Here is a 13,267-nt window from a genome sequence, read left to right on the forward strand (position 1 = left end):
AGTCAACTACTCTCCGCTGACAGCCGGATAGTCCCCTTTAGTGGTCGAGTGCAAGAGCTAACGCAGCTCGGGGCATGGCGCGATTCCCCTACGCCCGGCGTGTCGGCAATGCTAGTCCACGGTCCTGGGGGGCAGGGTAAAACGCGACTAGCGGCCGAGTTTGCCAAAGAGTCGGCAGCGGCGCATTGGACGGTGTGGGCCGGTTTTCATGTTAGCGAGCCCAGCGCCGAGCAAGTGGTCGTGCCCGGAGATCCCGGCGATGCGCTCATCGTAATTGTCGAATACGCTGAGCGTTGGCCGGTAGAGGATCTACAGCTGCTCTTGCAAAATCCTATACTATCTCGGCCTTTCAAGACTCGTGTCTTGCTCGTGAGCCGGCCAGCGGAAAGCTGGTGGCCCGCGCTAAGGCATCGTCTCCGCAAATTGCGTATCCAGGTCGCGGAGACCCTGGCTCTTCAACCTCTTGCCCAGACGGCCAGCAAGCGCCAAGAGATATTTGATGTGGCGTATCAACGGTTTGCGAGTATTTTGGGCATGGCTAAAGCTGAAGATGCGCCGACGGCAGCGCTCAATGCGGATGATTTTAACACGGTCCTTTCCATCCATATGGCCGCTCTGGCCGCTGCGGATTCCAGTAAGCATTCCAGACAAACACCGCAGGACCCAGTTGGGGTGACCTCTTACCTTTTGGATCGAGAATACGATTATTGGCAAGCATCATATGAGAACCAGCGGGTCGCGACCATGCCTCGCGCCATGGCTCGCACAGTTTACACCGCAACCTTAACTCGGTCGATGCAAACCGCCCAGGCATCGGCGTTTGTTGCGCGCCTCGGCATAGCGCTGACCGCAGAAGCCGATTTGGTTGTACAAGATCATTTGGCTTGCTATCCCGCTCAGCGTGCTGATGTTGCTTTCGAGCCACTTTACCCAGACCGGCTTGGTGAGGACTTTATCGCACTTCTGGCAGCTCGCGAAGGTGAATTCGACTATCCTGCCGACCCCTGGGCCGTCACTGCTCCAGGACGTTTATTACGGCCCGATGAAGCTATGGAGGACCCACCGAGCTGGGCGCGACACTCAGTGACGGTGTTGACTGAGGTGGCGCGACGGTGGCCCCACGTCGCTCACCAGCAACTCATCCCGTTGCTGCTTCGCGCCCCTCATTTAGCAATAGCAGGAGGCACCCCCGTCATCGCTGCTCTTACTGAAATCCCCGGCATTCCTCTCCAAGTGCTCGATTTAGTCGCTAACGCCCTGCCAGGCCGCGATATCAACATAGATGCGGGAGCTGCCGTCTTAGCAAGACATTTAACTGCGCTTCGTTTAGAGCTAGGAGTGGATCCTCAGTCCCGAACCGAACTTCAGGCTGCTCTCGCGATCCGCCTATCCAATGCGGGCCTACATGGTGAGGCCCTTGAGATTCTAGAGGAAGTGGTCAGAGCTTATAGGTCACTTGCCGAAATTGCACCGTGCGAGTTTAATCCCCTACTTGCAAGAGAACTTGCCCACCTTGGGAACACTCTCGCCGAACTGGGGCGTGAAGACGAAGGGCAGGCTTCAACTGCTGAATCCCTCGACATCTACCGCAGGCTTGCGGAAGTTGATCCCCAGACTTTCAAACCGTATGTCGGTTGGGTGTCATCTTTACTTTCCGGGTACCTGAGAAGCGAGCCAAGTGCGGCGCTATCTTTAGCAGAGGAAGCAACGGCACTACTCTTTCAAGGGGATTCCTCAGAGAAAACGTGGGTGGAAAGTGGATTTGCCGGCCACGCGCTTGCCGCGATGGCTACTAAGGGCAGGCGCCTGCGTGACGTCGGACGCTTGGAGGATGCTGTCAAAGCGCTAGAACTACCGGCACGAATTTATCGGCAGTTGCCAAGGATAGGACTCAGCATTCCGGAAATAGTTGCGATATTTACTGATCTCAGTGGTCTACTGTCGCGCCTCGGAAGAACCGAGTTGGCTCTTGCGGCATCACAAGACCAGGTTCGAGCATATCGAGAGCTTGCACGCCTCGATTTAAAGCAGTTTCAGTCCAGTCTTGCCATGTCGCTTGGTACTTGTGGCTTACGGGAAAGCGAGCTAGGTCATCATGATGCTGCGGCCGCACTATTTCAAGAAGCCGTTGACATATTTCGGCAACTTGTAGCCGAGAATTCCGGTCTTTATTCACCATACCTTGCCAGAGCGATGAGAGACCTGGCGCTGTGCCTGTCGGAACTAGGGGAACATGAAGTCGCCGCAGATTGGTTAATGCAAAGCGCTGGCCTATACGGAGAGATTCGAGCGAGCGGGAGAGTGGAGTACGATGTCGAGTTAGCGCGATCGTTAGATGGTTCCTCCGCAGTGCTATGTCGGCTAGAGCGCTGGGAAGACGCGCTTTCCTGGGCGCTACAGGCGGTCGAACTTCTGAGAGCCAAAGCTAGCGTTGAGCCAGATGACTTACCAAAAAAGCTTGTCGTGTTAACTAGGTGCGTAATGCTGCTTGCCAAGACCGAACGCTGGGAGGACGCAATCGAATGCGCCGCCGAAGCTACGGCTACTTACGAGGAGCTGCCAGCCGTTGAGCGACAGGCGGAATGGGAGAGGTTTGTGGTACTCCACGACATTCTTGGCGTGGCGTGCGGCAGAACGGCTCGGGTTGAGGAAGCGCGGGGTGCGCTTGAGGTGGCTGCGGAAATATACCGCAGGATGATTACCCACTCTCCTAAGTATCGTCACTCGCTTGCAACGACCCTCAGCAATCTCGGGCAGGCGTTGATGACGCTGGGCCGGTCGTTCGAAGCGGAAAGTCAGATGCTGAAGGCCGTAAGCATATTGCGAGAACTTTCCGCCACCGATCCCGCCCGCCACTTGCCAGATCTGCTTTTTGCCCTTATGGGTCTCAGCGAGATTCGGTACAATCTTGATCACCATACGTCTTGCCTTGAGAGCATGCAGGAGGTTGTCGATGTTTGCCGTCAGCTTGCGCTGTTAGATGCAGCAACATATCTCCCTAAGCTGGCTGTAAATTTGTATAATTTGTCGGTTCTTTTCGCCGATCTTGGATTAGTCGACGACGCAATCGCGCCCAATCTCGAAGCCGTGCAGATTGGGCGCCTCCTGGCGAGAGATTCCCCACGCGCTCACATGCGCTTTCTATCGAGCGCGGTATTCAACTTGGGGGTCCGAAATGTTGAAGCAGGCAGGTGGCCAGAGGCCTTGGAGCCGGCGATGGAAGCGGTTGAGATTAGGCGCCTGCTTTTCCGGCTCGATCAACCAGCGGCGAGCGACGAAGGTCTTGCTGTTGCACTACACAATGCCGCTGCGATTCTCATTCGACTAGGGCGTCATGAGGACGCAAGAAGAATAATTGCGGAAGAAAGAGCAGTAAGTCCCAGTCTTGAATCTTAATACAGAGCCCTTGTCACCTTGATTGTGCTGGTGACGGTGGGTGTGGGTAACCCGGAGATCGATGAGGGCGAGGCTCCAGGTAAGACAGCAGTCGACAAAGATCCGATGCCCCGACCGGGAGCCTTGCCGTGCTGTCTCACCCCGCCACGCTTCCGGTGTCCAGTCGAACCCTGAGCCACCTCGCCAAGCGCCTCCGCGGCCACCGTCGGGAGCGTCGATCCCGGTGGCGGCGTCTGGATCCCGGTCGGCAAGCCCTGCTCGCCCTCGCCCACCTGCGCACGGCGACACTTACACCCGCCTCGCAGCCGGGTTCGGCATTGGCGTCTCCACCGCCTGGCGCTACGTCCGCGAAGCTGTCGACCTGCTCGCTGCGGCGGCACCGACACCCTCGGCCTGCTCCTCGCCGTCACCGTCTGTGCCGCCAGTCCCAGCGACAACACCATCGGCATGGACCTACTCGACCAAGCCACCACCACCTACCCCACCCTGACCAAAACCTGGTCGACGCCGGCTTCAAGAACCGCGTCGTCGAACACGGCGCCCACCTCGGCGTCGAGATCGAGATCGTCACCAAAGACCCACAGATCAAAGGCTTCAGCGTGATCAAGCGCAGATGGGTCGTCGAACGCACCATCGGCTGGCTCATGCACCACCGCCGACTCGTCCGCGACTACGAAACCCGACCCGACAACTCCGCCAGCATGATCACCCTCGCCATGATCGACAACCTCGCCAAACGCCTCACCACCGAAACCACCCCAACCTGGCGAAAAACCCTAAAACCGCAACATGCCCAAAATACGTGAATCAGACGTCCTCTGAGCGGGCCTCCTGGCCCTTGGGTCGCGATCTTGACATGCTGGACATCGACCGCACTTTTCGTCCCGCGGATTCGAGTAGTCACAATCAGCAGCGAGGCGCCGTGCGGGCGGACTTGACTTTGAGAGGGGAAGTCATTGCGTCGGGATCCTGGTCACGGCGTCGTGTTCAACACGCAGCTCAGCGAAGCCCGCCGCAGAACGGGTTCGCCCTCGCGGTCCGTAGTGGGCATATCCCGTAGCGAACTGGCCGATCCGATCGATACGAGGCTCGGCGACCACGCTCCTGGACGCAACCAGGCCACCATCGCCGTCGATGCTCGCGGGTTCGACAAACTCGCACGTGGTGAGCGCCGTCGGCCCAGCGAGGAACGCCGCGCCGCTCTCCGCCACCTCCTCGGCGCCACCCCCGACGAGAATCTCGGCCTTCATCGACCGACCTATTGGGAGCAGTAGTTGCCTCGTCATCCGGATACGGTTATCACGCCGAACACCCTGCTCAGCGACGCCCGCCACCGACTGCCATCACCTCGGCGGGTAGGCCAGTGCATGTCGCGCAGCGAACTGGCCGACGGCGTCAACGCTGCCCTCGACCGGCTCTACCCCAGACGTAACCTCACCGCCCACTACGTCGACTCACGGTGGATCGGCAAGCTGGAGCGCGGCGAGCACCGCTGGCCCAGCGAAGAACGCCGCACTGCCCTCCGCCACGTCCTCGGCGCCACCACCGACACCCAACTCGACCTCTACAGCCCACGACGCACCTATACCAGTAGCGCCCTGGCAGAGCCAGCGGGATCACTTCACGATGCCGCCCCCAGCACCGAGGTCGACCTTACTGAGCTACGAATCAGCCTTGACGCGTTCGACATGCCTCCGGACGGTCCAGTCCGCACGGCAGCCAGCCTTCGCGCCGCTGTGGACCATGTCGTACGACTACGCCTCACGTCGAACTATCACCAGCTCTCCAAGGCCATCCCCGCTCTGCTCGATGAACTCCACCGCGCCCAGTTCTCCGCGACCGACGCACGGCGCGAGTTCACCTCTCTTCTCCTGATGCAGGCATACCGGGCCGCCGACGCCCTTGCCGACAAGTTCGGTCACCATGACCTGTCAGCCCTGATCATCAGGATGATGACTAACACGGCACAGGACACCTCCGACCCCGCTGTCGTCGCGACTGCCCAGTACGTGCGCGGGGAACTGTTCTTTCATAACGGGCGGCCAGAACTCGGACGGGCGATGCTTGAGCAGGCCGCAACCCACATCAGCTCCGGCACAAGCCCGACCGCGCGGGCGGCATACGGCGCCCTGCACATGCGGGCCGCCGTGCTCGCCGGCCTGGCACGCCGACCGTCCCACGCCCATGACCATCTCAGGGAGGCTACGGAATGCGCGCGAAGCTTGCCCGACGGTGAGTACCACGGCACCGCGTTCGGCCCTTCCTCCGTTCGTATCCACGAGGTGACACTCGCGCTCGACTCCGAGGACCCGGACGCCGCCCTACGTGCCGCTGGAAACTGGGTTCCGCCCGAGTCCGTTCCGAGGGAGCGGCAGTCCCATTTCTACATCGACCTGGCTCGCGCCCACACCCAAGCAGGCTCGCCCAGGCGAGCCGTCGATGCCCTGTTGCAAGCGAGAACAGTTGCGCCCGAACACACTCGCATCCATCCTCACGTCCGCGACATCGTCACCGCGCTGCGTCCCCAGGTATCGGTGAATATCCTGAACGAGTATGCGAGATGGGTATGGGGAACAGCCAACTAATGTGGCCGAACCAGATCCACCAACTGCTCCAACGACTCCAGCACCCACACTTCACTACCGGCAACAGTTGGGTCGTCGGCCCACAGATGACCCCACGGGCCGCGCTTGATCAAAGCCGGCCGCAGGCCCGCCGCCTGGGCAGCCCGGACGTCGTAGTCACGATGGTCACCGACGTAGAGGATATCGCTGCGCTCCCCCGGCGCGAAATCGGCAACTCGGTCAAAAAACCGCAAGTCTGGCTTAGCGACACCCCACTCGCCCGACGTAGCAATGGCATCAACGGGCAAATCCAGCTTTCGCAGAAGCTCAGCAGCCCGGACGGTCTGGTTACCAGCCACCCCAATCCACACCCCGCGCCTTCGCAACTCGACCAATGCAGGGCGGACATCCGGGTAAAGGTCCACCTCATCAATCTGCTCGCCGCGACCGGCACCCTCACGCCGCGCCCGCTCAGCGGCAAGGTCGATGCCAGGACGTAGGTACTGGAAAGCCTCAGCGTTGTTGCGGCCCTGCGCGACCACAATCCCCACGAGAGCCGACAGAGTGTGCCTCGGCACGTTCAGCCAGTCAGCCCATGCATGAAACTCACGCGTGTCGTCCAGCAGGGTCTCGCCAACGTCGAACACGACTGACCTGATCACGGCGACTCCAATGCCAAGCGCGTTACCCCACCCTGTGGAGCTGGGTACACCACAAGCACCTGTTGCGAGGCCAGCCAGAGGGCTACCTCGGTCTCTCGGCGGGGATCACCACCCGTCGCTCTCGGTACCACCCGGCCCATAACACCAGCGCTCGGCAGCAGGATCACGCCATTCTCGCCGATACGCACGACGGTAGCGTCGTCAGCCGGGATACCCGCTCCGGTGGCCGCCGACGTCACCGCGTCGATCGCCTCTTCCGCACGCACCCCATCATCCTCTCAGCGGCCGGAAGATTGACGCCCCAGGGACCCCGGGGGGAGGGTGGCACGGCCATGTCCCTGGGCAGGTCGCCGGGGAGACCCGCCCCGAGGCGATGGACATCATCCAGGCCCGCATCGCAGGACTGGTCGACCTTCTCCTCAACGCGCCACTGGACGTGCCGATCCTCGCCGACGCCGGCTACGAGGGGCTGGGGGCCGACACCGGCGGGGCGGTCATCACCCCCAGACCCACGCTACGCAACGTCAAACCTCCTACCACCGGGTGTCACCGCCGCCCACGAGGCGGCCCGCAAACGGCTTTCTACCCGCGCATCCGGGTCGAGCACGCCACCGGACACCTCAAGAACTAACGAATCCTCGGCCGCTACCACGGCCGGCGGGAGACCTTCGACACCACATCCGCGCGATCGCCGGCTTCCTATCCGACCACCAACACACCGACCGCAACGAGAACACCACCGACGGCATAGGGGGACTACCCGCCACACCTTACGTCCGGTGACAGGCCACTCATCTTCATGCCACCAACCGTGCAGGAGGACGTAAGTCGGACCGCAGGTCGGCATTCCCGAAGATGCGACCCGCGAGCGATCGTTGGTGACCGAGCTGTCGGACAGCTACCGAACCGGCGGCCCGATCATCTGCTGGAGGCGCTGATGCCCTTGCGCTTTGCCACCACAACATGCTCGACATGACGTTGCGCCCGACCGATGGGCCGGAGGCTAATCGGCAGCGCCGGTGGTGCAGATGATTGCGGCGATTGACCCGGACGTGAACGCGTTGCAGGAAGTGAAGTGTCCACCAGAGCAGGTCAGCGTGTTGATCGGAGAGTTGGCGGAGCGGACCGGTCTGACCAGCGTCGTGCGGGATATCGATGGTCGGGATGCGCCGCTGCCAGGCGATGGGTGTGCGGACAGCCGCGGTAGGCGGTTGAGGACCTGTCCCACCACCTTGGCGGGCGGCTTCTGCTGGAACAGGCGCGCATCCCTTACCCGGCACCCCATTCTTGAGTGAGAGAGGCATGGCTGTGGTGACCGATGCCCGGCAGCATGAGTCCCGCCGTCAAATGTTCTCCGGAAGGGTGTCGTCGCCATCTTCAGCGGGTCATTCACCACGGCGGAGTTCGACGCCCTTCTCGGTGTCACCCCGACTTCCCGCTGCGGTGGGTGTTCCCCGCCTGCTACGGCCTTGTCGCCCTGCTGCGTGTCAATTTGGCGATGATCCTGCGTCGCACCCGACCGGGCGTGTACGGGGCGACCGTGTCCTGGCGCTTACCCCCACCACTCACATGTAAGGACGACTCCCGAGATGATTGACACCGATGTGACCGTGCGTGCGGCGACACCCGACGACGCCGACTCCCTGATTCCGGTCCTGGCCGAGGCGTTCCTCGACGGCCCGGTCGCGGACTGGCTCGTCCCCGACCGCGCCGAACGCCGCCTCATCTACCGTGCCTACTTCACAGCGGTGTTAGGGCACGGCCTGGCGCACGGGCACGTCCACACGAACTCCGACTGCACCGGAGTAGCGATCTGGTACTCCCGCCTGCGCTCCCCGACCCCGCCAAGCCGGGAGCACCTAGATGCGTTGGGGAAGGCGACCGGCCGCTACGCGCCGGTGTTCGCCCTCCTGGACGCCGTGTTCGAGGTCCACCACCCCCACTTGCCGCTGCATCACCACCTCGCCTATCTCGCCGTGGCTCCCAATCGGCAGGGCTGTGGTGTCGGCACTGCGCTGCTCGCTGACCATCACCGCCGGCTCGACGCCGAGGGTTTGTCCGCCTACCTGGAGGCCATCAGCCTGCGAACCCGGGCCTTGTACGAGCGGGTCGGCTACCACGCCGGTACGCCGATCCGGATTCCGGACGGCCCCACGATCTGGAGGATGTGGCGACCCGGCGGCACCGCCGCGTTCCCGCCTGGGTTTTCCGCCACGGTCCCCCTGGATGGGCTGTGCCCTGACCGGCGCGGGACCTCCCTCTACCCACGTCGGTACCCGTACCCGTTGCTGGGGTGATGCCGCCGGTATCACCCCAGCAACCGGCCAGGAAACGTCGACTGCGGACACACCTGCCCCGGCATGCCCGCCCCTACCACGACCGAGACAAGGCCAGTATGACGACCAACTTCGACCGTCACGACGAAGAGAACCTGGTGCGACGCGCCCAGAACGGGGACCACCACGCCTTCGCCGCGCTCTACCACGCCAACAAGCCCCTGGTCGTGGGCTACCTACGCCAGCGGATTCCCCGCGGCGACCCTTGGCTCGTCGACGACATCACCGCCGAGACCTTTGCCCGAGCGTGGCGATCCCTGCACGCCTACACACCCCGCAGTCGCCTCAGTGCCTGGCTGTGCACCATCGCCCACAACTACCTCTTCGACCACTATCGAAAAGCCCGGCACGAGACGCCCGACGGACTGATCCCCATCAACTCCGCCACCATCGAACCGGCCGAGGAAACCGTGCTGCGCAAACACGACTTCCAACACACCCTCGCAGCCGTCCGCGCCCTCCCGCCCACCACACGCGAGTGCATCCTGCGGTCCGTCGCCGGCTACACCCCCACCGAAACCGCCCACGCCCTCGACATCGCCACCGTCACTATGCACAGACGGCGACGCGACGGGATACAACAAATCCACCAACTCCTGTCCTACAACATTCCACTCCGCCAGTGGTACCCCAAGCCACCCTCGCACGCCCACCAGAACCCGCCCCGACGCCAGCCGGGCCGCGCAGCTCGGAGCGAAGTCGGACCGCAGGTCGGTACGCCAGGTGGGACCACAAGTCGGCATTCCCAGAACCCCTCAGGCTGAGCAATCCTGGGCACATACATAAATGGCTCGGGGTTTAGCTTCCCCGACTACACGGCGAAACAGGCGACCTCAGCGATTTGCTCAATCCACCGCCTGTCATCCTGCCAGCCCAGCACGAGCAAGGTGAGACGGGCAACGTTTGTGGCGTGACTTTGCACATCGACCGAAGCGCTCCATCACAGACCTAAAGGAGAATCTTGTGGGCCTCGATGAAATCCCGATGCCGCCGGGCAGATTCACCATCGGCAAGCGGTTTGACTTCGAAGGAGGTCACCGTCTCCCGAGCCTGCCGGTGGAACACAAGTGCTCCCGCCAGCACGGACATAGCTACGAGGTCGAGGTCATCCTCACAGCTCCCGAACTGCAGAATCCAGGCTTCGTCACGGACTTTGGCGCACTCGCACCCTTCAAGGTCTTTCTGGCCACCCAGCTCGATCATCACAACCTGCACGAGGTTCTTCCCTTCGAGCCGACCTCGGAGCTCTTGGCCCAGTTCCTGGCCGGATGGTTGATCCAGAACCTTCAACCAGCCATCCCTGGCCGCTTGGTCGCTGTCTGTGTCCGCGAGACCGGGCGAAGCTGGGCACGATTCGACGTAGAGGGGCACTGAGCCGTGCCGGCGCCCAATTCGGTCGGACCACGGGCAAGCATCACCGGCGAGTCGCTGATCGTCGCGGAGTGCTTCGGCGTCCAGACTCCGACCTTTCAAGGCGAGGGCCCCAGCGCCGGGCACCCTGCGCTGTTCATCCGCCTCTCCCGGTGCAACCTGACGTGCACACGCTGCGACACGAAGTACACCTGGGACTGGTCCCAGTTCGACCCGCTTACGGAGTCGACGAAAAGGTCGGTGACGGAGCTGGTGCAGTGGGCGACGTCCTCTCCAGTCGAACTGGTCGTGATCACCGGCGGTGAGCCACTGATCCAGCAGCGGCACCTGGCGTCCCTCATCCGGCGTCTGCTGGCCGCCGGGAAGCGGATCGAGGTCGAGACCAACGGCACGATCGCCCCCGACCCGGCGCTGTTGATCGACGGAGTGCGGTTCAACGTCAGCCCCAAGCTGTCGAGCTTCGGGATGCAGGAGAACAAGAGCATCGTGCCTGCCGCCCTGGAAGCCTTCGTGGCGTCGCAACGAGCAATGTTCAAGATTGTCGCCTCCTCCGTCGCCGACCTCGACCGGATCGCCGAGGTCGCCGCCACCCACCAGCTCGCCCCGATTTGGGTGATGCCGGAGGGCACCACCGCCGAGGCCGTCATCGAGGCGACTCGTCGACTGGCAGACGCCGTCGCGGCTCGGCGGTGGTACTTCACCACGCGAATGCACGTGCTGGCCTTCGCCGACACGCGAGGCCGTTGACCAGAACCCTGCCCCTGCCGTATCCCGGAAGAAGCGAGAAGATGCCGTGACAAGCTCCTCCCTCGCCGGCCTCACCGCGACCGCCTGCAGCACCGAACGCGCTCTGCCCGAGCCGCGCGTCAACACCGATCGAGTGCGAGAGCTGATCTCTCAGCTTCTGGTCGCCTTGGGCGAGGACCCCACCCGCGATGGTCTGACCGGCACTCCGGCGCGCGTCGCCTCCTGGTGGAGCACCTTCCTCTCGGCAGAGGCTGCCGCGCCCGCAACGGTCTTCGCCGAGTCACACCTGAGCGGCCAACTGGTCGTCGTGGGTGGCATCAGCGTGTGGTCGCTGTGTGAGCACCACCTGCTGCCGATGCACCTGAGGGTCGCCGCCGGATACGTACCCGCCGGCGAGGTCCTGGGCCTGTCGAAGTTTGGTCGAATCGCTCAGCGGAACTCCGCCCGTCTCCAGGTTCAGGAGCGGTTCACCCGGCAGGTCGCCGAGGACCTCGCAGCGGTGATCGGCAGCGACGACGTGGCCGTCGCGGTCCGCGGCACGCACCTGTGCATGAGCATGCGGGGCGTCCGGATGGAGGCGGCACGCACCAGCTCGTTGCAGGCAGGCGGTCGGTTCCGCAGCGACTCGGTGCTCTCCCAGCAGTTCCTCACCCTCGCCCAGGACGAGGTCCGTCCCGACTGAGAGTAGGTAAGCCCGTGGACACCAGGGCCAAACACCCCACCAACCCGCAGCACACCCCGGTCGTCGTGCAGCGCGTCTTCGAGCACCGACGCGTCTGGCGTCTGACAGAGGGAGCTTTCACCTCGGCTACCGCGCTGATCGCCGCACACGAGCCGACACCGGACGTGGTCGTCGGTATCGCGCGCGGCGGGGTTCCGCTGGCCCGGATGCTCGCCGCCCACTACGGGGTACCGGTCGTCGAGTTCGTGGCGCGCCACAACCGCAGCGACGTTCTGCACCACCCTGCGACCGGACACGTCGAACTGCCGGCGGCACCCGACGCCGCGCTCACGGCGCACCGCGATGCTCACGTGCTCCTGGTCGACGACATCTGCGGTAGCGGCGCGACGTACCTCGCGGCGCTTCCCTGGCTGGCCACACACCTGCCCAGGTCGGTAGTCCGTACCGCTGCGCTCTGCCGGAGCAAGGCGGCGGCCTTCACCCCGGACACCTGGGTATGGGACACCCTCGACTGGGTCGTCTTCCCCTGGAATGACCGTGCGCAGACGACTGAAGACCTGATCGTGCCGACTTCGCCGCGAGTCCGCCCCGCAGGCAGCGCGGGCGGGGCCGTCGGAGCCGATCGGTCCCCCGCGCTCCGATCCGACGTACACCTGGGAGGCGAATCATGACCGCAGCACAGCTGCCGGAGCAGTACCGAACCCGTCCGGGTACCCCGATGGTGGGGCCGTACAGCACCAACCAGATGGATGACTTCTATGCGGCCTTGAGCTGTGGTGAGGTCAAACCGTCGGGCCTGATGAACCTCCTGCAGCACCTGCTCGTCGCCGAGCGGTGCGCACCGGGCTCCCGCGTAGTGGACGTCTGTTGCGGTCGCGGGTTGACGCTGCCGCTGCTTCACCGTTACGCCCCGACGATTGGAGGGTACGTCGGGCTGGATATCAGCACCGCCAACCTCGATGAGGCGTGGGAACGCATCGAAGGCCTACGCGCGACCTACGGTGAGCCGTTCCCGGTCGACCTGGTGGAGTGCGATGTCGCCCAGCCGTGGCCGGACCTGCCCGTCTTCGACGTCGCCATCTACACCTCGGCGCTGGAGCACCTGCCATTCGAGTTGGGCGCGGCGAGCCTGCGCAACACCGCTGCGGCGCTGGCGCCGGGTGGGGTGCTCTACCTGTCGACCCCCGCCGCTGTCGGTCCTCCACCGCGGCCGCTGCAGTACCGCGTCCATGTGTACGAGTGGTCGCGGGAGGAGATCGCGCAGGTGCTCACCGAGGTGGGCTTGGTCGTCGAGGACGTGATGGGTCTGCTGCCGCCCGATCCGGACGCCGTTGCCGCCGCGCTCACCCGCCAGTACGGCAACGCCGCCTCCGGTTGGTACCGCGACCTGGTCGCGCGCGTTCCCACCGCTCTACTGAACGTGGTTTCGGCGATCGCCGTGCCCGACGTGGCCACCGAGTTGCTGTACGTCTGCCGGCGTCCCGCATGATCAGCGCACCGGCGCAAGGT

At 63.6% G+C, this 13,267-nt stretch carries 12 protein-coding genes and 2 pseudogenes; 12 read left to right on the forward strand and 2 right to left on the reverse strand.

From position 1 onward, the window contains the following. Positions 1 to 423 precede the first annotated feature (423 nt). The 3 genes and pseudogenes from AB0K25_RS19970 to AB0K25_RS19980 form a co-directional block, all read left to right on the forward strand. Positions 424 to 3,396 (forward strand): tetratricopeptide repeat protein, encoded by a 2,973-nt coding sequence (locus AB0K25_RS19970; protein WP_363821727.1) that lies wholly within the window; start codon positions 424 to 426, stop codon positions 3,394 to 3,396. Between the two features lie 128 nt (positions 3,397 to 3,524). Continuing rightward, positions 3,525 to 3,775 (forward strand): annotated as a pseudogene (locus AB0K25_RS19975) (transposase family protein); the annotation flags it as partial. Beyond that, a pseudogene (locus AB0K25_RS19980) lies at positions 3,775 to 4,202 on the forward strand (transposase); the annotation flags it as partial. The pseudogenes AB0K25_RS19975 and AB0K25_RS19980, both read left to right, overlap by 1 nt. Positions 4,203 to 4,349: 147 nt before the next feature. On the opposite strand, the gene AB0K25_RS19985 reads toward AB0K25_RS19980, so the two are convergent. Then, positions 4,350 to 4,646: a hypothetical protein gene (locus tag AB0K25_RS19985; protein WP_363821729.1), complete on the reverse strand. Its 297-nt coding sequence runs from the start codon at positions 4,644 to 4,646 to the stop codon at positions 4,350 to 4,352. A gap of 117 nt (positions 4,647 to 4,763) precedes the next feature. Here AB0K25_RS19985 and AB0K25_RS19990 point away from each other — a divergent pair, with 117 nt between their 5' ends. Beyond that, a complete protein-coding gene (locus tag AB0K25_RS19990; protein WP_363821732.1) occupies positions 4,764 to 5,981 on the forward strand; it encodes a hypothetical protein in 1,218 nt (405 codons plus the stop codon). Here AB0K25_RS19990 and AB0K25_RS19995 read toward each other — a convergent pair. Further along, complete coding sequence (locus AB0K25_RS19995) at positions 5,978 to 6,622, reverse strand: HAD family hydrolase (protein ID WP_363821735.1); 645 nt, start codon at positions 6,620 to 6,622, stop codon at positions 5,978 to 5,980. The genes AB0K25_RS19990 and AB0K25_RS19995 overlap by 4 nt on opposite strands. Before the next feature lie 373 nt (positions 6,623 to 6,995). On the opposite strand from AB0K25_RS19995, the gene AB0K25_RS20000 reads away from it, so the two are divergent. The 8 genes from AB0K25_RS20000 (at position 6,996) to AB0K25_RS20035 (ending at position 13,247) form a co-directional block, all read left to right on the forward strand. Beyond that, positions 6,996 to 7,253: a hypothetical protein gene (locus AB0K25_RS20000; protein ID WP_363821738.1), complete on the forward strand. Its 258-nt coding sequence runs from the start codon at positions 6,996 to 6,998 to the stop codon at positions 7,251 to 7,253. A 958-nt stretch (positions 7,254 to 8,211) separates the two neighbouring features. Continuing rightward, positions 8,212 to 8,919 carry a GNAT family N-acetyltransferase gene (locus AB0K25_RS20005; protein ID WP_363821741.1) on the forward strand — a complete coding sequence of 236 codons (708 nt, stop codon included), beginning with the start codon at positions 8,212 to 8,214 and terminating at the stop codon, positions 8,917 to 8,919. 98 nt (positions 8,920 to 9,017) lie between these two features. After that, positions 9,018 to 9,722, forward strand: coding sequence for an RNA polymerase sigma factor (locus AB0K25_RS20010; protein WP_363821744.1), 705 nt, complete (start codon positions 9,018 to 9,020; stop codon positions 9,720 to 9,722). Between the two features lie 199 nt (positions 9,723 to 9,921). Beyond that, positions 9,922 to 10,332, forward strand: a complete 411-nt coding sequence (locus AB0K25_RS20015; protein ID WP_363821747.1) for a 6-carboxytetrahydropterin synthase — start codon at positions 9,922 to 9,924, stop codon at positions 10,330 to 10,332. Between the two features lie 3 nt (positions 10,333 to 10,335). Next, a complete protein-coding gene (locus AB0K25_RS20020) occupies positions 10,336 to 11,076 on the forward strand; it encodes a 7-carboxy-7-deazaguanine synthase QueE (protein ID WP_363821750.1) in 741 nt (246 codons plus the stop codon). Between the two features lie 46 nt (positions 11,077 to 11,122). Beyond that, the gene (gene folE / locus AB0K25_RS20025; protein WP_363821753.1) at positions 11,123 to 11,758 is read left to right on the forward strand and encodes a GTP cyclohydrolase I FolE; all 636 of its coding nucleotides are present in this window, start codon (positions 11,123 to 11,125) and stop codon (positions 11,756 to 11,758) included. 14 nt (positions 11,759 to 11,772) lie between these two features. Beyond that, entirely contained in the window at positions 11,773 to 12,429 is a 657-nt protein-coding gene (locus AB0K25_RS20030; RefSeq protein ID WP_363821756.1) for a phosphoribosyltransferase domain-containing protein, read from the forward strand. Further along, positions 12,426 to 13,247, forward strand: coding sequence for a class I SAM-dependent methyltransferase (locus AB0K25_RS20035; protein ID WP_363821759.1), 822 nt, complete (start codon positions 12,426 to 12,428; stop codon positions 13,245 to 13,247). Before AB0K25_RS20030 ends, AB0K25_RS20035 begins: the two co-directional genes overlap by 4 nt. The last annotated feature ends 20 nt before the right edge of the window (positions 13,248 to 13,267 follow it).

This window comes from Micromonospora sp. NPDC049257 (genome assembly GCF_040678915.1).
Lineage (GTDB): Bacteria > Actinomycetota > Actinomycetes > Mycobacteriales > Micromonosporaceae > Micromonospora > Micromonospora antibiotica.

Bases quoted from the DNA above. Each gene is read 5' to 3' on its own strand.
- AB0K25_RS19990 (WP_363821732.1), top strand. From the start codon at position 4,764: ATGTCGCGCAGCGAACTGGCCGACGGCGTCAACGCTGCCCTCGACCGG.
- AB0K25_RS20035 (WP_363821759.1), top strand. From the start codon at position 12,426: ATGACCGCAGCACAGCTGCCGGAGCAGTACCGAACCCGTCCGGGTACC.
- AB0K25_RS20010 (WP_363821744.1), top strand. From the start codon at position 9,018: ATGACGACCAACTTCGACCGTCACGACGAAGAGAACCTGGTGCGACGC.
- AB0K25_RS19985 (WP_363821729.1), bottom strand. From the start codon at position 4,646: ATGAAGGCCGAGATTCTCGTCGGGGGTGGCGCCGAGGAGGTGGCGGAG.
- AB0K25_RS20000 (WP_363821738.1), top strand. From the start codon at position 6,996: ATGGACATCATCCAGGCCCGCATCGCAGGACTGGTCGACCTTCTCCTC.
- AB0K25_RS20005 (WP_363821741.1), top strand. From the start codon at position 8,212: ATGATTGACACCGATGTGACCGTGCGTGCGGCGACACCCGACGACGCC.